We start from the raw sequence: 19,781 nt of genomic DNA on the forward strand, positions 1-19,781 counted from the left end.
AAAAGGGTTCCGCTATCCACAGAGCAATCAGCGGCGGCGGAACCCTTTTATATTGATTTAGTCATGCCTGAGCTTAAAAGGAATTGTTATTCCAGCACCAGAACGCCATATCCATCCAGCGTATAACTTCCCGTGAGGGTTTGCCCGCTTAGCAGATCCGTTCTGGATTCCTTAAGCACGATCTCTGCCGGTTCTTCACTATAGTTAAGCAGGAAGGTGAGTCCTGCAGCGGCATCTCCCTCAGAAGCGCGGATCTGCAGCTCAATCTCCGGCGGCAATTCCAGCCATTCGGCAGCTGGTGAATTCAGTCCCAAACTTCCGATCATTTGCAGCACGGCCTGCTCATTGAATACAGCCCCGTAGTACCAGACTTCCCCCTTGCCGCGCTTGTTGCGGGTTACCGCCGGTTTGCCGGCATAATAATCGGTAGCGTAGGTTCCCATAATCTCGACACTGTCCTCTTCCACATGAAGAATATCATTGAAAGCATCCGCACCCGTAAGCGTCCCTGGATTATTCGTCCAACGGATCGAGGTAGGCTGACGTGTTCCTTTGACCATAGTGAACTCTTCCACGGTTACACCGCACATCTCCTGGGCTGCTCCGGGAAAAGGCCGCATATAACATTGTCCGGTGGTATCCTTGTATCCGGTGCGGCAGCCGAAGATCAGCTTCCCGCCTTGCTGTACATATTGATCCAGCAGGGCCGCTGTGTCGTCACTCATAATGGCCGGATGCGGGTAGACCAGCACCTCGTAACGCACAAGCTCCGCAAGCGTTGTATTGCTGCGCATATACAGAACATCATTGGGGATATGCTTCCGCTGCAGTGCCTTGAACCATTCCTTGTTGCTCTGCCACATGAATGGCCCGTGCCAGATGTCATATTCCCCGTCCCACTCATTATCATAATCCCGCACGATGGCGATATTAGCCTGAGTCCGGCTGCCGATGAAGGCTTTGCCGATCTTTGCCAGCTCCTTGCCGATCAACTCAGCTTCCTTCACGCGCCGGTTAGGCTGGTTATGATAGTCATTCAAGCCGTGCCAATAGATTTCGTTCCCCATAGTAGCTGTCCGCCAGCGGAAATAGAGCAGCATATCCGCACCATGGGCGATAGACTGGTAAGTCCACAGCCGCATCTGCCCGGGCTTCGGAGAAGGCATATCCATCCGGTTGACCCAACCGCCGGGTCCCGACTGCTGTTCCATCACACAGAAGTTGCTGCTGACCGAGCGGACCGCAGAGAGTGACAGTCCCCAGCCGCGGTCACGCAGCGGGTTCACCTCTGCCGGATCATAGTAAATGGTCGAGAATTGCGGATATGAATCATAGCTGAAGAAGTCCAGCAGCTCGTCATTCAGTTCATGGCTGTCCAGATGTCCGAATAGGCCGTTCGTAGTCACCCACTGGTCAGGTGCCAGTTCACGGAGGATATCCGCCTGGATTTTGGCAAAATAAATCGTGTTATAAGAGATGAAACGCTTCTCATCCAGTGCCTGATGCGGATTGGGCTGGTTAGGCGAGGGGGTTGGCCGGGTCAGATAGACCTGTGACCAGCGGGTATAGGTCTGATTCCAGAACACAGTACCCCAGGCTTCATTCAGCTTATCCAGTGTCACATATTTATCCTGAAGCCACGTCCGGAAGGCAAGATGGTCACTCTCCGAGTAGAACACATTTACCTCACAGTTCAATTCATTATCGATCTGCCAGCCGGTCACTCCGGGGTGACTGCCGTAATGCTCTGCAAGCTTAGTCACAATTCTGGCGCAGAGCTCACGGTATTTGGGGCTGCTGTAATTATAATGACGGCGCATGCCATGCTGCATCGTCACACCTTCATGAGTCACATTTAATACCTCAGGATATTGCTCGGTTAGCCAGGCGGGCGGAGTGGCAGTAGGTGTTCCCATAATCACCTTCAGCCCGTAGCTGTGCGCCAAATCTATAGCACGGTCAAACAGGCCGAATTGAAATTGACCTTCTTCCGGCTCAAATACCGACCAGGCGAACTCGCCCAGACGTACAATAGTGAATCCGGTTTCAACCATACGGCGGTAATCATCCGCCCACATGGATTCAGGCCAGTGCTCGGGATAATAACAGACGCCAAGCTCGAATCGTTCTGCAGCAACAGGTTTCTTCATAGTAACCTCCAAGTGTAAATATATGCTTTATAGTTGGTACCAATCTATTGTATTATCAGCAGTGTATACACTTATATAACATAATATTGCTATTATATTACTATATTGCGTGCTTGATTCAAGGCGGAGAGAAGAGGGGATCGTATGAAAAAGCATTATGTTCTACCGCAGCCAGCGTATGCCCATTATGTATGTTATCCGGAGATGCTGGGCCATTACAGCGACTTCCCGCAGCATGCGGAGCGCAGAAGTGAAGGTTTCCTGGGCAGCTATAACCTTCATATGGTCTTTGGCGGAGAAGGGTATGTGTTCCAGGAAGGGGAACGGATATCGATGAAGCGGGGGAGCGGGTTTCTGTTCCCGCGGGGGGCTTACCAGCAATACGGTTCTGATCCGGGCCAGGCCTGGAATGTGCGCTGGGTCCATTTCGCCACAGCTTTATCTTTGCCGATGCTGGAGGAGGCGGATCACTCCCGCGGTTATTTTTTTACCTTCGATCCCGGAACGGGCTATGAGCCGGTCTTCGAGGAGATGTACAGGCTAAGTGCGGCTTATGAGACCCGGAGTGAACCGCGTCTGTCTACCCTGCTCTATGAGATTCTTGTGACGCTGATGCAGAATTCTGAGCCGCTGCACGGGTCGGTACCGCTGGAGATCAGACATTCCATCCGGCTCACGGCCGACAGGATACACAGCGAATGCGAGCGGCCCTGGACGCTGGAAGCGATGGCCCGGCTTGCCGGTTACAGCAGCTATCATTTTCTGCGGCTGTTCCGGAGCATAATGGGCAAGACGCCGAACCGTTATTTAAGTGACTGCCGGATGGCCCGTGCCAAGCTGCTGCTGGTTTCGACTGAGCTGTCTGTCGCGCAAATAGCGCTGCAGAGCGGTTTTCACCAGTCGAGTTACTTCATTAAGGTCTTCAGACAGCTGGAAGGCATGCCGCCAAACCAGTACAGACGGCTGTTCAGCTCATAGAATCATAGTGTAGCCGAAACAATATTAACAAACTTTGTTACATTATCAGCGCTTTTTGTGCTGTACTTGACATGTTTTTGCTTGAGAAGGTTACAACCGGAGGCGAAGGGTTACAAAGTGGATACAATTTCCACGCTGTCTGCAACTATAATATTGCTAGTAAATACATCTGGAGGGAAATAAATGAGAAAGTATAGAGTTACATATGCTGCTCTGCTCGTGAGTACGCTTGTAGCCGGCCAGCTGGCCGGCAGCATCGCTGCCCCCGTTGCCGCCGCAGCCGCAACATCAAAGAACGCGGCGGCACCCGCCGCTGCACCAGCATTCAAATTCAATTCCGTTCCGCTGGGAGCCGGGGTGACTGCAGTCCTTGAGAACGTGAACATCTGGAGTCAGACCGGCGGAAATATCGTATCGTATACGCTGAAATATACCAATTCCGGTAATTCAAGCGCGAGTCTGCTGAAATATTTCTCACGGGTTGTAACACCTGGCGGTTCAGTGCTTCCGGGGAATCCGGTAGGAACGGATGCACTGAAGAAAAAAGTCGGCGCGAAAGAAAGTCTGAGCGTTACCTACTATGTAAATGTGGGACAAACTTCATCCTTGCAGGGCCTTAAGATCTCCATGCTGGTCTGGGACGCCAAGGCGAAGGGGTATCTGAAGCAGACGGGTTCTTACGCAGTTCCGGCGAATTACTCTACAGCTGCAGCAGCCGGTACAAGCCTGAATACCACCATGAACGACATTCCTGTTACAGCCAGTGCAGATTCACTGCAGCTCTACAAATACGGCGGCAAAGTCTATGCCAAGGTTGGACTCAATCTGACCAATAAAGGAAATAAGGTGCTGGGGGATCCGGGGTATTCTGCGTATCTGGTATCCGCCAGCGGGACTTCCTTTGAGCTTGCGTTAAGCAGCACGCAGGCAGATTACAAGATTCAGCCGCAAGAGAAGCGGAGCATCTATTATCTGGCCGAAATACCAGCCTACCTTAAGACGGATAATATGAAGCTACAATTTACGCAAAAGGATGAAACTACGAAGCTGGAGCTGCCGAAATCGGCCTATAAGCTTCCAGCGGCCACATCACCTAATCTGGTCGTCGGCAGCGGCGTAGTCAAAAAAATCATCGTGAACAGCAATACCATAGAAACGCTGATACGCAATGCCAATGTATATTCACAGGATGCAGATGCGGTATGGACTTTTCAGATGCAGATCAAGAATACCGGCAACAAAGCAGTAACGCTGCCAAGCTATGAGCTGGCGGTCAAATCCCAGAAAGGCACAACCTTCCCGGTGAGTGCGAAGGGGTTAAGCGGAGTTACACTCAAGCCGCTAGAGACCAAAATCATTCCGCTGACGGTCCGCGTACCGCTTGAAGTGGAGCAGTCCGGCCTGCAGCTGCTTATGATCGAAGCGGTTGGCGCGGATAATATAAGCGGGCCTGATTCATCCGGGACCAGCGAGGGAGCGGGAACTACCGGTACTCCGGGCACACCGGCTCCAGCAAGTCCTGTGACCGCGACTACTAAGATGATTTTCCCTGTAGCCTACTTCGTAATCCCCTATGCGCTTCGTGCTGATGTGATGACCGGCCAGGAGTATATGACGACGAATTCATACGGTTCATTCTCTTACAGTATTCAATCTCTGCAGCGTTACCCATGGAGAGATGATGACATTGTAGCTGCAAGACTGAGAATCACCAACACACAGACTGTGTCACTTACGATCCCGGAGCTGAAGGGTTCAATCAAGCTTGACAATGACAGTCTGCCCGTGACTACGGAGTTGTACATGGACAACAAGGAATCATCGGTGCTAGCCCCAGGTAAATCGGTGGAATTGTATGTACTTGGCAAAATAGCCTACACGTCAGAGTTCCGGGACATGCGGGTTGCCTTAAACGGCACACAGAATTCGGAAAGTGTTCCGTTCCTGGATCTCAGTGTCAACAACTCGATCAACAGTATCCCGACCATTGCGCAGGGCAAGAGCTACACTATAAGCAAAAAAGGTAAAGCGGCAAGTTTGAAGGAGAACAAAACCACTGTATATGAAGGAGAGAATTACAATCTGGTCTACACGGAGCTTCTGCTGAGCAGTGAAGAGAAGCGGCAGAGCAAGATGGCCCGGCTGCAGGCCTACTACAAAACCAAAGATGGACAATATTTTGAAGCAAGCTCCAGCCAATCGGATAACAGTGCTTCTCCAGGCGCCAAACAGCTGGTAGTATTCTGGACCAAGCTGCCCAAAGCTGCTGATATCGCGGACATTTCACTCTACCTGGGTGCCGGTATCAACGGAGGCAAGCTAATTGAGAGTAAAGAGGAAGCGACCGGATTTGTGGATGTGGCTGCGCTCCAGCTGAATCCGCAGGGTAATGTACCTGCTAGTACACTGGCTTCGACTGTGTTATATCCGTATACAATTTCCGTGCAGAGCTCTGAAGGCAAGCATCTGAGGTCATCGGATACCCTTGATATTACGATCAACTATGGCTTGAAGCGGGATAACCAGTATGATGCGGGAGCGCTTGAACATAAGTTGATTCTGCAGATTACCGATCCGTTTGGAATCTCTACAGAGAAGACACTTACACTCGGAACAGATCTGACCGAAGGAACCAACAACCAGTATTCGCTCTCCATCAGCAGAACCCTGTACAAAACGATGGGTGGAGGGGCCTACTCCCTAACATTCTATGATGAATTCCAGGGTGAGCGCATAAAGCTGGGCAGCCAGGCTTATGCAGTCACCAATGTGAATCCGGTCAAGCCTGAGGAATGATCTTCATAAATCAAACTAAATATACCGGTTAAAAAAGGAGCAGCTTCCATGTTGCGTGTTGAAGATATTACGCATTCGTACAAAAGCGGTAATGAATGGACATCCGTTCTTCATAAAATCAATTTTGCCGTCAAGGAGGGGGAGATGGTTGCACTACTGGGCAGTTCGGGGTCCGGCAAGTCGACGCTTCTTAATCTGATGGCCGGCTTGATGAAGCCTACGGAAGGTCATATCTACATTGCCGACAAAGACATTGTGAAGATGGGCGAGAACAAGCTTGCCGAGTTCCGGCGCAAGCATATCGGATTTATCTTTCAGGCGTATGAGCTGATTACCAGCCTGACTGTCCGGGAGAATGTAGAGCTGCCGCTTGTATTCCAATCGGTGTCTCCATCCGTCCGCAAGAAGAAGGCGCTCGCCCTGCTGGAGCAGGTGGGCATTCCCGACAAAGCGGATTTATTCCCTTCCCAGCTCTCCGGGGGACAGCAGCAGCGGGTCAGTATTGCCCGGTCACTGATCACAGAACCGTCGGTCATCTTTGCAGATGAGCCTACGGGGAACCTGGATTCCAAGACCGAGGAGGAGATTATCAGCATTCTGCTGAATCTGAACCGTACGATGAAAACCACGTTTATTGTAGTTACACATGAATATAAGGTGGCGGAACAAATGCAGCGGATCTTTACGCTCAGAGACGGCTTCCTGATCACTGAGCAGCAGACAGCTGCGAAAGCCGGGCAGAAGGCAGCTGTAGAGGTAGAGACTGAAGAGCAGGCAGCTGCAGAGACTGAAGAGCAGGCAGCTGCAGAGACTGAAGAGCAGGCAGCTGCAGAGACTGAAGAGCAGGCAGCTGCAGAGACTGAAGAGCAGGCAGCTGCAGAGACTGAAGAGCAGGCAGCTGCAGAGACTGAGGAGCAGACAGCTGCAGGTACTGAAGAGCAGACGCCTGGTGAAGCTGAGCAGCAGACGCCTGGTGAAGCTGAGCAGCAGACGCCTGGTGAAGCTGAGCAGCAGACGCCTGGTGAAGCTGAGCAGCAGACGCCTGCTGAAGCTGAGCAGCAGATGCCTGGTGAAGCTGAGCCTGCAGAGGGAGGGAAGCCGTGAAGATCAGAGATATTTCACGGATGGCCTGGGAACAGGTCAAACGGCGCAAGGTGGTTACAGGTCTATGTATGACCGGGATTTCCATCGGCTGCGCAGCAATTATCGTGGCCTTGAGTGTGGGCCAATCTGCTCAAGTCTATGTGACCGAACAGGTGAACCAAAGTTTCAAAATGGACGAAATTATGGTCTCGCCGGGCGGGGGAATTCCTTCAAACGGCAAGGGCGGCAGCGGAGGCGGCGGTTCTGGAGAGGTGAATGAGAACCTCGACCCGGGCAAGCTGACGGACCAGAAGCTGAAGATTATCCAGGGACTGAATCATGTGAAGGCCGCTTCACCTTTTCAGGAGGCAGGATATCTGCAGCTGGTGACGATCGACAATAAGATTGCTGATGTCAGGATCATTGTCGCCGATCTGCAGATGCTGACGGAATACGATCATAAATTCAAGCAGGGCGGAGCGAATGGTCAGCCGGGAACGATCGTGCTCAATTACGGGGCGACGCTGGGCTTAATCGACTTGGAGACCCGCCAGAAGCTTTATGAAAGTATGGGCAATGATCCGTTCAATCAGGATATTCAGGAGCAGTATAGAAAACTATCGGTCCAGCCCTCCGAGCTGTACCGCAAGCAGATTCAGATTCAGGCGCAGGACTATAGCACAACAACACCTGCAACGAAGCTTAGCTCTCCGCTTCAGGTGGGCGGCATTCTGGAAGGAGCAAAAGGGATCGACGATATGCAGGCTTCGTATGACAAGATTATGTATATATCACCTGAAACTGCAGCGCAGCTCTCCAAGGAACTGGTATTTGATAATTCCACCACCAGTGTCCTCAATCTCCCGGAAGAGGGGAGCTATAACGCAGTTACAGTGAAAGTGGATGATGTGGCGAACATCAAGTCAGTCGAGCAGATGATTCAGAAGCTGTCACTGAACGCTCAAGACAATCTGTTCCAGCAGGAAATGCTGAAGGAACAATTTGACATGATTAAGATGGCAGCACTCGGCATCGGTGTATTTATTCTGATCATCGCCTCGATCTCCATTATTGTGGCTATGACGATGTCGACCCATCAGCGTCGCCGGCAGATTGGCATTATGAAAGTCCTGGGGGCTAACATGGGTCAGATCCGCAATATGTTTATTACAGAAGCCGCGCTTCTGGGATTGCTGGGCGGACTGCTCGGTGTCTTGTTCTCCTATTTAATTGTCATGGGGCTAAATAAGCTGGTCGGTTCGGCAGGCGATGGGATGAATTTCTTCATCCCGCCGATGAATTTGCCGATCGGGATATCCTTTGCCATTATGACCGGAGTTCTGTCCGGAATCTATCCGGCCATCAGCGCCTCCCGAACCGATGCGTTGACCGCCATTAAACGAGATTAAGCCTAAGCTAGAAAGGAAGCCGAAATGATGAAGAGGACTCTAAAGAAGAGCCTGAAGTGGATCATAATCTTAGGTATCATCAGTACCGCAGGTTATCTGGGGTATACCAAGTTCTTCAAGGGCAAGGAGGCGGCAGAGCTTCCGCCGGAAACGATGCAGGTAATCAGTTTCCCGGTAACGGAGGAGACGCTGACCAGCTCGATACAGGTAAAAGGAAGATCGCAATACCAGCAGGAGACGCTGGTGTATGCACCGTTTGCCTCTAAGGTGACCGCCTGGAAAGTAGAGAACGGGGCACAGGTCAAGAAAGGGGACGTCCTTTTTACCCTGGATCAGAGTACACTCCGCAATGAGATTGCGACGGCAGAAGCTGCCAACCGCAAAACGAAGCTGGAGGCGGAGCTGAACGCTTTTGTCAGCCAGCAGGAGGATGATAGTGCGGCTCCGGCCGGTACGGAAGCGGAACGGCTGAAGGCGCTGGCTGCCCAGGAGGCTGCGCGTCTGAACGACGAGCTGAATCAGGTGAATGCGGAGATCCAGGCCAAGGAGCTTGCGGATAAAAAAACGAAGCTGAACACGGCGGTCTATCATGCACCCGATAACGGCATCTTCCTCTACGACAGCAGTACTGAGCGTCCGCAGACGGTTACAGATAACCAGTACATCGGCAAGATCGTTGATCTGAACAAGCTGGAGTTCATTGCACAGGTCGGAGAGCAGGATATCTTCCGTATCAAAAAAGGGATGAAGGTACAGGTGAAGATGACTGCGATGAAGGATCTGATCCTTAATGGGGAAGTAACCGAGGTATCCAAATTTGCGACGACGACCACCGGCCAGAATACGGCTGGGCAAATCCCGCAATTCGAAGTAGTTATCTCCCTGCAGCCTGACGAGCATCTGATCGGCGGCCTCAGCCTCAGCGGTGACATCGAGACCTCGCGTAAAGAGAAGGCGGTAGTGGTCTCCAGTATTGCCGTTGTCCATGAAGGTGATCTGGCTTATGTCATGCTGGACAAAGGGAATGGCCAATATGAGCGCACGGAGATCAAGATTGGCATGGAAACGACAGAGAAGACTGAAGTACTCTCGGGCTTGAAGGCTGGGGATACGGTAGTTCTTCAGTAGTATAGCAGCAGTGAAAAGCCCCAAACCTGGTTGATTGCCGGGTTTGGGGCTTTTTTTAAATATAAATTACAGGCGGAGCGCGGCGGAAGATCTAAGTGGAATTAGTACATCTAATTTGATGTCACGGGTACAATTCCTGGAAACAGTTGGATAAACAACACTTAATCAGACCGAATTCTGCTAAAATCCTTGGGGCTAAGTGGATTAATTGTACTTTTTCCAACTGCTTCCCTGAAGCGCATGGTTTCGGCAGAATTAAGTGCCTTTTTTCCAACTCTGCTGGTTCACACCTCTCGCTACTGCATAAGGAATAAGCTTCACTTCCCCAGAGCGTATAAATTGTTGAGAGTGGTACCGATTCCGCTTGTTAACTATTTGTTCTGCTGAAATGGCTTACGCCAGGCTTTGATATCGCTGTTCAGCCCGGTAAGATCGGGGACGGGGACTGCCTGATCGTTCAGCTCATATTTGGCTTTCAGTGCAAGAATGCGGTAGACACTTTCATCAATCCGTGCCTCTGTGATCGTACCGTCCTTCACGCTGCTGAGCAGAGCGGCCCGCACCGCCTGCTCATTCTTGTACTCGTGGGCGACCAGCAGGATATCGCTGCCGGCCCGTACAGTATCGACTGCAGCCGCAGCGAGGCTGTAGTTCTTGACGATAGCGCCCATCGTAAGATCATCGGTTATAATGACTCCCTTGAAGCCCATCTCTCCGCGCAGCTGCTCACCGATGATTACTTGGGACAGGGAAGCAGGTTTCTCAGGGTCCAGCTTCGGATACAGGATATGGGCTACCATTACAGCATCTGCCTTCTCCTTAATGGCCGCCTGGAAAGGCAGCCATTCCAGCTTGGCGAGCTGCGCCTCTGTTTTGTTAATTACCGGCAGCTCCAGATGGGAATCGACGGAAGTATCCCCATGGCCGGGGTAATGCTTCACTACAGGCACAATTCCTTCAGACTCCAAGCCCTTCATTTCGGCGATGCCGAGGCGGACTACCAGATCTGCAGTGCTGCCGAAGGAGCGGTCGCCAATAACCGGGTTATCCGGATTGCTGTTAATATCTAGGACAGGTGCGAAATCCATGTTGAAGCCGGAGGACTTCACCGCCCGGGCCAGAAGTTCGCCCATCGTTCCGGCAGCGGCAGCACTATTCTCTTTCCCTACTGCTGCATTGGAAGGGAACACTGCATATTCATCAGGAAGTCTGCTCACCTTGCCGCCTTCCTGGTCCACGCTCATGAACAGCGGGGCAGGATTGCCGTTATTGCTCTTCTTCAAGGCATTGGTCAGACTGACCAATTGCTTCAGGCTGCTGATATTATCGGAATAGAGGATGATTCCGCCTACCTTGTCTTCGGCAATCATCTTCTGTGCGGCTGACTCTGCCGTAGTTCCATCGATTCCGACCAGCAGCATCTGCCCGATCTTGTCCTCCAGTGTCATTCCGGCTAGCTTCCGGGAGATAACGTCATTACTGTCTGTACTGTTTGCTGCCGAAGCAGGAGTAGCAGAAGGCTGGACACTGGCTGCAGGTGTTTCTGCTGCTGTTGCTGCCGGTGTAGTCACCGGAGCAGAGGGAGAAGCTGATGCCGGTGCCCGCGAAGGACCCGTGCCTGCCTGTGCAGAGCTTCCGCTTCCTTCACAACCGCTTGCCAGCAGAAGACATACAACGGTTGTCAAGAGGAGGAGCGGGTGCTGATGCGGGGTCGACTTATATTGCCGTGGGCTGAACCATTTCATTGTTGAGATTCGTCCTTTCGTTTGCTGATTGGCGGGTAGGAATGATAAGATGAAGTAGATTTTACATAAGAACTGCTTACTGTGTACACAAATGAGAAGGATGAGGTGACCTGTCAATGAAAGAACAATTAATGAACACGCTTAATGAACAGATGAATTTCGAGTTCTACTCCGCTCATGTATACCTGGCGATGGCCGCGTATTGTTCCGGTGAAAGTCTCGACGGATTCGCCAACTTTTTCCTGGTGCAGGCTGAAGAAGAGCGGTTCCATGCGATGAAAATCTACAAATTCCTCAATGACCGTGACTATCGTGCCACCCTTGCCGCCCTGCCGGAGCCGAATAATGAATATTCATCCATGCTGGATGCGTTCGAGCATGCCTTCGCCCATGAGCAGCAGAATACGAAGAAATTCTATCATCTGGCTGATTTGGCCCTGGATGAACGCGAGCATGCTACAATCTATTTCCTCAAATGGTTCATTGACGAGCAGGTGGAAGAAGAAGCGCTCTTCAGCAATATTATCGCCAAGCTCAAACGGATTGAAACGGACAGCAATGCCTTCTATATGCTGGATGCCGAGTTCGCCGCCCGTTCCTTTACACCGCCGGCGGAATAATATGATTCCGGACTTGTACCTTTCGTTTGCTTTTACAGCGGATGCCTCCTTTATAAGGAGGGTATCCGCTTTTTAATGCGGCTGCCGTGACCGCTTCCTATTAGTTAGACGATGTTTGCAATGAAAAGTTACTGGGTTCTGCAGCAGGGAGTTGTGCTCAATGTTGAACCGGGGCAAACAATGTTGGGCGAGGCAACATACTTCCGGCTCCGCAACTCTATTTGGCGGGGTTAACTCTTGCGCCGTCCGGCAACACTGTTTCTCTAGACCCACCCGCTATTCAGCGTGTAGTATGGAACAATACTATTATTTGGAGGTCCTTTTTCTTGGATAATTACAGCGATATCAAGCAAAGTGAAAAAGGGGCTTGGCTTAGTCTAATGGCCTACATACTGCTATCTGCCGTCAAATTGTTCATCGGCACTGTTTCAGGCTCGCAGGCATTACTTGCGGACGGACTGAATAACAGCACCGATATTATTGCTTCCATAGCAATTTTGACAGGCCTGAAGATTTCCCGCAGACCCCCGGATTCCAATCATAGCTATGGTCATTTCAGAGCAGAGACAGTTGCTGCATTGATCGCCTCCTTCATAATGATTGCTGTAGGCTTTCAAGTGCTGTATCAGGGTATCAACAAGTTCATTCAGCCTTCACTGGAAACCCCTGATCTAATTGCCGCGTGGACGGCAGCTGCCTGTGCTGTGATTATGATCGCTGTGTTTAGGTATAACATCAAGCTTGCCCGCAAATTGAACAGCAATGCGATGCATGCCGTTGCGCAGGATAACCGTTCGGATGCGCTCGTAAGCGTGGGTGCCTTCATTGGTATCATCGGCTCACAGTTCGGCATTCCGTGGCTTGATCCGCTCACCGCTACCATTGTCGGTCTGCTGATCTGCAAAACTGCTTGGGATATCTTCCGCAAAGCCACTCATGACCTGACAGACGGATTCGATGCAAGTGAGCTGGAGTTAATGAAGCAGACGGTATCGGAGATTGAAGGCGTAGAGTTAATTAAGGATATCAAAGCCCGCATTCACGGAAACAATGTACTAGTGGATACTACGGTACTTGTGGATTCCAGGCTGAATGTGGTGCAGAGCCATGACATTACGGAAGAGATTGAAGATCAGTTGAAGGACCGCCATCAAGTAGCTACGGTGCTTGTCCATATTGAACCCTTGTGACGATAAAATATTATTTGACCGGTCGTTCTCAATATGGAGTACATATATATATGGATTCAACACCTTTGTACTTGACGCATTCCTCGGCAGCAGGTATATAATAACGATATGTTATTAACAATGGGATAATATTAAGATATTCCTATAAAGGAGCCTGCCAATGTCTAATCAACCCGTCACTGATTACAACGGTCTAACCGAGGAGCAGTTCCTGAAGACTTATGACGCCGGGAACTATGAACGTCCGTCTGTTGCTGTGGATATGCTGATCTTCACCGTAATGGAGGAGCAGCAGGATAATTACCGCAAGCTGGCGGAGAAATCTCTGCAGCTTCTGCTCATACAGCGCGGTGAACATCCTTTTCTGGGACAATGGGCGTTGCCTGGAGGATTCGTGGGGATCCACGAAAGCGTTGAGGAGGCAGCCCGCCGGGAGCTGTACAGTGAGACTAATATCGATAACATTTATATGGAACAGTTATATACCTGGGGCGATGTTCAGCGTGATCCGCGGATGCGGGTGATCAGCTGTTCTTACATGGCACTCGTGGACCGCAAAGCCTTGACTGTACAAGCAGGGGATGATGCGGCAGCAGCCGCCTGGTTTGAGGTTTCCTACAATATCCTGGAGACCCGCCGCGAAGATTTGGAGCAGGAGCAGGGTATCCGGCTGGAGACATTTGTGGAGATTATTCTGCAGAATGAACAGGCGAGGCTCAGCGGTGTGGTCAAGCTTACCGAAACCATCCGGGGCCATGTCCGCCATCTGGACCGTGAGATTGTCCGGAGCTCGGGATTCTCTTTTGACCATCTGATGATGGTACAGGCTGCAATCGAACGCTTGCGCGGCAAAGCTGAGTATACCGATATTGTGTTCAATCTGATGCCGCCGCTGTTCACCTTGTCCGAGCTTCAGCGTGTGTATGAAATCATCCTTGGCAAAGAGCTGCTCGCCGCCGCATTCCGCCGCAAGATTGCTGAGCGGGTAATTGAGACGGATGAGAGTACCCGCGATGCCGGACACCGCCCATCGAAGCTGTACAGATACAACCTGGAGTGGAATCTAACTTGAGAAGGCGAAATACAGGTTTACTGCTAATATAGCGGCTAGTACAAGCCAGGCCACGGGATGAGCAGGATTTAAGGTCCAGCCGATTCCGGATACTTTTCGGGTAATAAGAGGTTTTGAATATCTTTTGCTGAACATTGTATGTCACTCCTTCGGGTAGAACAGGTTAATGACTTAGCTATATCGTACTCCTTCCATAACAAACTGCAACGCCAATTCTGCAGAAAGTTGTTTTCTGCTGTCGTGTGATGTTGTTAATAGAAGTTTTATGCGGAAAAGCGGACAATGAATTATGCTTTTCATTATGTAATTTATGGAAAAGGGTAAGGTGAGTCAATGATTAACTGGAAGGATTCATATGACATCGGAGTAGAGAAGATTGACTGCCAGCACAGACAGCTGCTTGTGAAGCTGAATGACTTTTTTGAAGCGTGTACCAACCAGCAGGGCAAAGAGAAGATCGAAGAAACACTGAAGTTCCTCAAGGACTACACCGTGGAGCATTTCGGCAGTGAAGAGCAATTGATGAAGGACATCGACTTCCCTGAACTGACAGAACACCAGAAGACGCATGCTGAATTCGTACAGACCGTTCTGGATCTGGAAGAGAGCATTAAGACCAAAGGGGTATCCGTATTGTCAACAATCAAGCTTAACCGTACTTTGACTGACTGGCTGATTAATCACATTCACAAATGTGACAAGCTGATCGGGGACTGTATCGCTGCAAAAGGTAACAAAGCCGTTTAACTACATAATCCGGAACACGAAGATGCCGCAGGGCATTTTCTTTTTTTAGAGGGGAGAGAGGCGCAATATGGAATGCCTGGGATGCAGAATCGCTAATGGTATTGAACCAGACCTGAACATTATTTTGGAAAATGAACTTATCACTTGTGTACTTGATATCGCTCCGTTCAATGAAGGGCATACCCTGATTCTTCCTAAAAAACATTACCTGGATACCGACGAGCTGGACCCGGAAACCGCGCATGCGGTTACGGATGCTTCGCAGAAGGTTACTGCGCTGCTCAAAAGCCTGTACAAACCGGACGGAATCAGAATTTGTGCTGACGGCGGTAAATTTAATGATCTGACCCATTACCATATGCATGTTGTTCCACGCTACGAGGGTGACGGATTGGCCTGGAGTGAGCCCTTGCATCCGGATGGTGCAGAGACACGGCTAAAGGAGACTAAAGCGAAAATTCTGAAAGCGTTAAGTGAAGTATAAATGGAGCCTGTTGGGCTCTTTTTTACTGTGCGTACACAGCTTAATAATCTTCCAGCAGCAATTCTTTATCCTCAGGCAGAAGTTTTGCAGCAAACGCTGACGGATCTTGTTGGTTGTGCTCGATCGAATCAACAACCCAAGTATTATTGCTGTGTGTATAGCTAATAATCATTACTCCATCATCGTCTAGCTTATGTTCACTCGTTGCCACCTTTTGCTGATCAGAGTAATTAAACTCCATGAAGTAGGGATCAATTTTTCCCACATCGCTTACTGTACTTTCTCCGATGGTGATCTTGCTGAAGCTATCCAGACTTAACAAATGCGTTAATCTCCATACGTCAGAAACATAGCTGCTGCTCATGTACATTATAAAGATATGACTGCCGTCAGAAACATTTCGTATTTCATAGGAATAGCCTTTCATGCGTCTGGTAATATCGGCTTTTCCCAATTGCTTCTCAATTTCTGCCTTATGAAATGCAAAAGACATGCTCGAACGAATGGAATAGGGGATATTTGAAACGGAGCTTTTGTTAAGGTCTATTGGAGTGGTTTGTATATTTGCACTTGAATCACTGCCGGTTAATACGACAATCAGAATTAATAATGAAATGAATAGAGAAATCTTTGAAAAAGCCATAAACGAAATCTTAAAAGAGTGATCCAAGGAAATCCTCACCTTTCTCCCGCTTAACGTAAATAGTTACTCAAGTGTTACATAGAACGGATTCGTTTTTATTCAGCTAAGTTCCTGCATGTGTCTAAGATTTTTCATAGTGGCGGAGCACAATTTATACCTCACTAATACTTTGTGATATGATCTGAAGTAGATATTATAGAAACTTACCTTAAGGGAGTGAATAGGGTGAAAAACATGCGCATGCTGGCTTCGGGAATTATCATGCTTCTTGTGCTTGGACTTGTTAATTTCTACATTGGATGGCATCTGTGGGTTCTGCTCCAGGAATGGCTGCCGGGTATTCATGCTGCTGCTTACTGGCCTGTCTTTCTTGTGATTGCCTTCTCTTATATTATTGGCAGAGTTCCGTTGCCGAAGGCGCTTAAGCCGGTTGGCCGGTTGTTCAAGGTGGTCGGCTCCTATTATTTGGCCTGTATGGAGTTTGCCGTGATTCTGCTGCCGCTGACCGATCTGGTATATGGAATGCTGGCGCTCACCGGTGTGGGCCTCTCGGCGTTTGTTACCGAAGCTGGAGCTACTGTGCTGGCACTGCTTGCCGTATTCCTGCTATGGGGTTCACGCAATGCCTGGAGTACAGTGGTGCGGAGCCACAGACTGAAAGTCGATAAGTCTATTGGAACCAGCGTTCCGCTGACGGTAGCTGTCGCCTCTGACCTGCATCTGGGCAACATTGTCGGGAACCGGCATTTACGCCGGATGGTCACGGAGATTAATGCGATGAATCCCGATATCGTCCTTCTGGCCGGAGATGTGCTGGATGACAGCATTGAACCTTTTATCCGCAATGGAATGGACCAGCAGCTGAAGCAGCTTAAGGGACGTTACGGGGTCTATGCTGTGCTGGGGAATCATGAGTATTATGGCGGTTCGATTGCGCAGTACACTGAAGTGATGAATAACATCGGCATTAAAGTTCTGCAGGATGAGGTTGTGGAAACCTCGGGAGTATATGTTGTGGGCCGCAAAGACAAGACGGCGGAGGCGATGGAAGCGGGCGGACGGCTCAGTGTAGAGGCTCTGCTGGACGGACTTGACCGCACGAAGCCGATTATTATGATGGATCATCAGCCGACCGGCTTCGAGCTTGCTGCGCGGGCTGGCGTGGATGTACTGCTGTCGGGACATACCCACCGCGGGCAGATTGCTCCGAATCACTGGATTACGAGACGCCTGTTCGAGCTGGACTGGGGTTATCTGCTCAAAGACAAGCTGCATGTCATTGTCTCCTCCGGCTACGGAACCTGGGGACCGCCAATCCGTCTGGCCAGCCGCTCTGAGCTGATTAAGCTTGAGGTTGTTCTGGAGGGTAGTATGAGCTATAACGAAGAACCTGTGACATCAACGGCTAAGGCGGTACTGATCTAAAAGATCGTCTAGTGGAGGCAACATAATTGTATGTGAGTCAGCTACTGTGTTCTGTACCATTTACTGGAACTGTACCATTTACTGGAACTGTACCATCTATCGGATGTGTACCGTCAACTGGAACTGAACCATCTATTGGAACCGAGCCATCTATCGTAACTTGTACCTTTTACCGTACTCCGTGTGCCTTCCGCCAAGCCCCCTACCTTCGATTGAAGGATAGGGGGTTTTATGTTATGCGAAAAACGGAACATAGCAGGCCTGATCCGATCAAGCAGGTAAATCCTGCAGAAAGTACAACAATTCAAATTCGATCTCGCTAATTTACCGGGAATCTTGCACAAAATACAAAATTTCAGTCGGATAACCCGCTGAATCGTAAGAATTGTTGTAAAAAGTACAACAATAACCAATTTTACAAGTTAATATAGGATAAATCTTGCATTTAGTACAACAATCCAGGCTTAGTCCGGTTAAGTCACCAGTAATTCTGAGCAAGAACGAATGAATAACCAAACGCATGTCCAACCGAATGCCTAAACCAACCGAGTACTGAAATCGTATGATCAAACAAGTATCAAAACTGCATGTCCAAACGCACACCTAAATGCACGCCTAAATGCACAGTTAAACGCACACCCAAACTATGTGTCTTTAAAATGGCTTTTAGTATAAACCCACACCTGCCGGGGGTGCTCTGATGTCAACATTTTGACAATATGAGCTGGTTGAGTTATTCTCTACATAAATATAGTTAAGCTATTAACTAAATTGAGGTTGCGGCGTTAAGAGGCGTTAAGCGGTGTTATGTCTCGTTAAGGGGCGATGTTTCCGTTAAGTGGGGTTATGTCTCGTTAAAGAGCGATATGGACAAAACTTTGAATGATAGAATGGGTGATCAAATGGGTGAGCGGATGAATAAACCAGCCGACGAACTATTGAACGGACTGATGGATGATTCTATGAATGGACTTATGAATGACCGAGTAAATGATCGGCTGGATGCACGGATGGATGCTTTGCAAAAGTATGTGCTGGAGCTGCCGCTCCACAATGAGGTTTTCTTCGCTATGGTGGGAGCGACAGCCCATGCAGTAGCCGTATCCGAGAAATACTGGCAGGCTCAAGGGCTGAACGGGGCAAGAATCCGCGTACTGGTTGAGATTGCGAAGGACGGGGGAGCGATACTCCCTTCACTGCTCGCAGAGAGAATCGGTGTAACCAAAGCCAATATCAGCCTCATGCTCACTCCGCTGGAGAAAGACGGTTATATCTCCCGTGCGGATCATGCCAAGGATGGACGCAAGACGGTGATTTCGATTACTGAAGCTGGCCGGGCCTTGCTGTCTGAACAGCTGCCTGGAAACCGGGAAGCTGTTGCCGGCGTGATGAAGCGTCTGGATGATACGGAGCTGCACCAGCTGCTGGGTCTGCTGAACAAATTGAGCGAACATACAAGGGAGAGATAATAATGAAGATTATGATTACTGGCGCCACCGGACAATTGGGAAGTCTGATCATAGAAAATTTGCGCAGCCGTATCCCCGCAGAACAGGTTGTAGCCGGAGTACGGAAGCTTGAGCAGGCGGCGTATCTCCAGGAGCAAGGCGTAGAAGTCCGTTATGCCGATTACGATGTGACGGAATCGCTGGATGAAGCCTTTCGCGGAATTTCCCGGCTGCTGCTAATCTCCAGCTCGAATACGGATGACACCGTCCGTCTGATCCAGCACAAGCGGGTTATTGATGCTGCTAAGCGAAGCGGTGTCGGACATATTCTCTATACGGGTTTTGCTTTTCCCCGGCAGAGATCTGAGCAGAGCAAGCCGGACAATGTGCACACGCTAACCGAACAGGCGATTATAGAGTCCGGACTGGAATATACTTTTTTGCGCAATGCCTTATACATTGATTTCGTAGGAGTGCTGGGGTTGAAGGAAGCACTGTCCAGCGGGGAATTGATAACCGCTCCGGGTGAATGGAAGTTCAATTCGGTAACACGTGGAGATCTTGCGCTGGCAACTGCGGCTGTGCTTAGTGAAGGTGAGGCAGGCAATCATATTTATGAGCTGGCCGCTGCACATACCTGGGATTTTGCAGATCTGGCTGAAGTATTAACCGAGGTTGCCGGGAAGCCGGTGGTACACCGTCAGGATGCCGCAGTTCAGCACTGGATCTATGCTTTTATGAGCAAGCTGGATACCTCATCCACTTCAGGAGATTTGGAACGGCTAATGGGGCGTCCTGTCACACCGCTGAAGGAGAGCATTATGCCTTTTATTGAGCTGCCGGAAGAACGGATAATGTAGAAA

General features: G+C 49.9%; 15 protein-coding genes and 1 pseudogene. 13 read left to right on the top strand and 3 right to left on the bottom strand.

Annotated elements, in window-relative coordinates; translation table 11 throughout:
* Nucleotides 1-86: 86 nt before the first annotated feature.
* Entirely contained in the window at nucleotides 87-2,150 is a 2,064-nt protein-coding gene (locus P40081_RS16835) for a beta-galactosidase (protein WP_042137021.1), read from the bottom strand.
* A gap of 144 nt (nucleotides 2,151-2,294) precedes the next feature.
* Here P40081_RS16835 and P40081_RS16840 point away from each other — a divergent pair, with 144 nt between their 5' ends.
* From P40081_RS16840 to P40081_RS16860, 5 genes and pseudogenes are all read left to right on the top strand, one after another.
* Nucleotides 2,295-3,128, top strand: coding sequence for a helix-turn-helix transcriptional regulator (locus P40081_RS16840; protein WP_042137023.1), 834 nt, complete (start codon nucleotides 2,295-2,297; stop codon nucleotides 3,126-3,128).
* A 183-nt stretch (nucleotides 3,129-3,311) separates the two neighbouring features.
* Nucleotides 3,312-5,924, top strand: a complete 2,613-nt coding sequence (locus tag P40081_RS16845) for a hypothetical protein (protein ID WP_042137024.1) — start codon at nucleotides 3,312-3,314, stop codon at nucleotides 5,922-5,924.
* Nucleotides 5,925-5,972: 48 nt separating this feature from the next.
* Nucleotides 5,973-6,662: pseudogene (locus P40081_RS16850) on the top strand (ABC transporter ATP-binding protein); the annotation flags it as partial.
* Between the two features lie 362 nt (nucleotides 6,663-7,024).
* A complete protein-coding gene (locus P40081_RS16855; protein ID WP_171719390.1) occupies nucleotides 7,025-8,416 on the top strand; it encodes an ABC transporter permease in 1,392 nt (463 codons plus the stop codon).
* A 24-nt stretch (nucleotides 8,417-8,440) separates the two neighbouring features.
* Entirely contained in the window at nucleotides 8,441-9,544 is a 1,104-nt protein-coding gene (locus P40081_RS16860) for an efflux RND transporter periplasmic adaptor subunit (protein WP_331281722.1), read from the top strand.
* 371 nt (nucleotides 9,545-9,915) lie between these two features.
* Here P40081_RS16860 and nagZ read toward each other — a convergent pair whose 3' ends face one another.
* Nucleotides 9,916-11,289: a beta-N-acetylhexosaminidase gene (nagZ, locus tag P40081_RS16865; protein ID WP_042137027.1), complete on the bottom strand. Its 1,374-nt coding sequence runs from the start codon at nucleotides 11,287-11,289 to the stop codon at nucleotides 9,916-9,918.
* Nucleotides 11,290-11,405: 116 nt separating this feature from the next.
* Here nagZ and P40081_RS16870 point away from each other — a divergent pair, with 116 nt between their 5' ends.
* The 5 genes from P40081_RS16870 to P40081_RS16890 all read left to right on the top strand — a co-directional run bounded on the left by P40081_RS16870 (nucleotide 11,406) and on the right by P40081_RS16890 (nucleotide 15,402).
* Nucleotides 11,406-11,909, top strand: a complete 504-nt coding sequence (locus P40081_RS16870) for a ferritin (RefSeq protein WP_039292730.1) — start codon at nucleotides 11,406-11,408, stop codon at nucleotides 11,907-11,909.
* Between the two features lie 326 nt (nucleotides 11,910-12,235).
* A complete protein-coding gene (locus P40081_RS16875) occupies nucleotides 12,236-13,099 on the top strand; it encodes a cation diffusion facilitator family transporter (RefSeq protein WP_042137029.1) in 864 nt (287 codons plus the stop codon).
* Between the two features lie 160 nt (nucleotides 13,100-13,259).
* The gene (locus tag P40081_RS16880) at nucleotides 13,260-14,171 is read left to right on the top strand and encodes an NUDIX hydrolase (protein WP_042137032.1); all 912 of its coding nucleotides are present in this window, start codon (nucleotides 13,260-13,262) and stop codon (nucleotides 14,169-14,171) included.
* Nucleotides 14,172-14,504: 333 nt separating this feature from the next.
* Nucleotides 14,505-14,918, top strand: a complete 414-nt coding sequence (locus tag P40081_RS16885) for a bacteriohemerythrin (RefSeq protein WP_081969990.1) — start codon at nucleotides 14,505-14,507, stop codon at nucleotides 14,916-14,918.
* Between the two features lie 67 nt (nucleotides 14,919-14,985).
* Nucleotides 14,986-15,402 carry an HIT family protein gene (locus P40081_RS16890; RefSeq protein WP_042137034.1) on the top strand — a complete coding sequence of 139 codons (417 nt, stop codon included), beginning with the start codon at nucleotides 14,986-14,988 and terminating at the stop codon, nucleotides 15,400-15,402.
* A 40-nt stretch (nucleotides 15,403-15,442) separates the two neighbouring features.
* Here the strand turns inward: P40081_RS16890 and P40081_RS38550 are convergent, their stop codons facing one another.
* The gene (locus tag P40081_RS38550; RefSeq protein ID WP_197074368.1) at nucleotides 15,443-16,072 is read right to left on the bottom strand and encodes a hypothetical protein; all 630 of its coding nucleotides are present in this window, start codon (nucleotides 16,070-16,072) and stop codon (nucleotides 15,443-15,445) included.
* Nucleotides 16,073-16,279: 207 nt separating this feature from the next.
* Here P40081_RS38550 and P40081_RS16900 point away from each other — a divergent pair, with 207 nt between their 5' ends.
* From P40081_RS16900 to P40081_RS16910, 3 genes are all read left to right on the top strand, one after another.
* Nucleotides 16,280-17,470, top strand: coding sequence for a metallophosphoesterase (locus P40081_RS16900; RefSeq protein WP_042137037.1), 1,191 nt, complete (start codon nucleotides 16,280-16,282; stop codon nucleotides 17,468-17,470).
* Nucleotides 17,471-18,336: 866 nt separating this feature from the next.
* On the top strand, nucleotides 18,337-18,939 hold the full coding sequence (locus tag P40081_RS16905; RefSeq protein ID WP_231575377.1) for a MarR family winged helix-turn-helix transcriptional regulator: 603 nt from the start codon (nucleotides 18,337-18,339) through the stop codon (nucleotides 18,937-18,939).
* 2 nt (nucleotides 18,940-18,941) lie between these two features.
* Nucleotides 18,942-19,778 carry an SDR family oxidoreductase gene (locus P40081_RS16910; protein WP_042137039.1) on the top strand — a complete coding sequence of 279 codons (837 nt, stop codon included), beginning with the start codon at nucleotides 18,942-18,944 and terminating at the stop codon, nucleotides 19,776-19,778.
* Nucleotides 19,779-19,781: the final 3 nt, after the last annotated feature.

Origin of the sequence: Paenibacillus sp. FSL P4-0081 (genome assembly GCF_000758565.1) — a bacterium.
Classification (GTDB): Bacteria; Bacillota; Bacilli; order Paenibacillales; family Paenibacillaceae; genus Paenibacillus_AQ; species Paenibacillus_AQ phytohabitans.

Excerpts from the sequence above, each read along its gene's own strand:
- nagZ (WP_042137027.1), bottom strand. The coding sequence starts at position 11,289 with ATGAAATGGTTCAGCCCACGGCAATATAAGTCGACCCCGCATCAGCAC.
- P40081_RS16840 (WP_042137023.1), top strand. The coding sequence starts at position 2,295 with ATGAAAAAGCATTATGTTCTACCGCAGCCAGCGTATGCCCATTATGTA.
- P40081_RS16890 (WP_042137034.1), top strand. The coding sequence starts at position 14,986 with ATGGAATGCCTGGGATGCAGAATCGCTAATGGTATTGAACCAGACCTG.
- P40081_RS16880 (WP_042137032.1), top strand. The coding sequence starts at position 13,260 with ATGTCTAATCAACCCGTCACTGATTACAACGGTCTAACCGAGGAGCAG.
- P40081_RS16900 (WP_042137037.1), top strand. The coding sequence starts at position 16,280 with ATGCGCATGCTGGCTTCGGGAATTATCATGCTTCTTGTGCTTGGACTT.
- P40081_RS16910 (WP_042137039.1), top strand. The coding sequence starts at position 18,942 with ATGAAGATTATGATTACTGGCGCCACCGGACAATTGGGAAGTCTGATC.
- P40081_RS16905 (WP_231575377.1), top strand. The coding sequence starts at position 18,337 with ATGGACAAAACTTTGAATGATAGAATGGGTGATCAAATGGGTGAGCGG.
- P40081_RS16885 (WP_081969990.1), top strand. The coding sequence starts at position 14,505 with ATGATTAACTGGAAGGATTCATATGACATCGGAGTAGAGAAGATTGAC.
- P40081_RS16835 (WP_042137021.1), bottom strand. The coding sequence starts at position 2,150 with ATGAAGAAACCTGTTGCTGCAGAACGATTCGAGCTTGGCGTCTGTTAT.
- P40081_RS16845 (WP_042137024.1), top strand. The coding sequence starts at position 3,312 with ATGAGAAAGTATAGAGTTACATATGCTGCTCTGCTCGTGAGTACGCTT.
- P40081_RS16860 (WP_331281722.1), top strand. The coding sequence starts at position 8,441 with ATGATGAAGAGGACTCTAAAGAAGAGCCTGAAGTGGATCATAATCTTA.
- P40081_RS16870 (WP_039292730.1), top strand. The coding sequence starts at position 11,406 with ATGAAAGAACAATTAATGAACACGCTTAATGAACAGATGAATTTCGAG.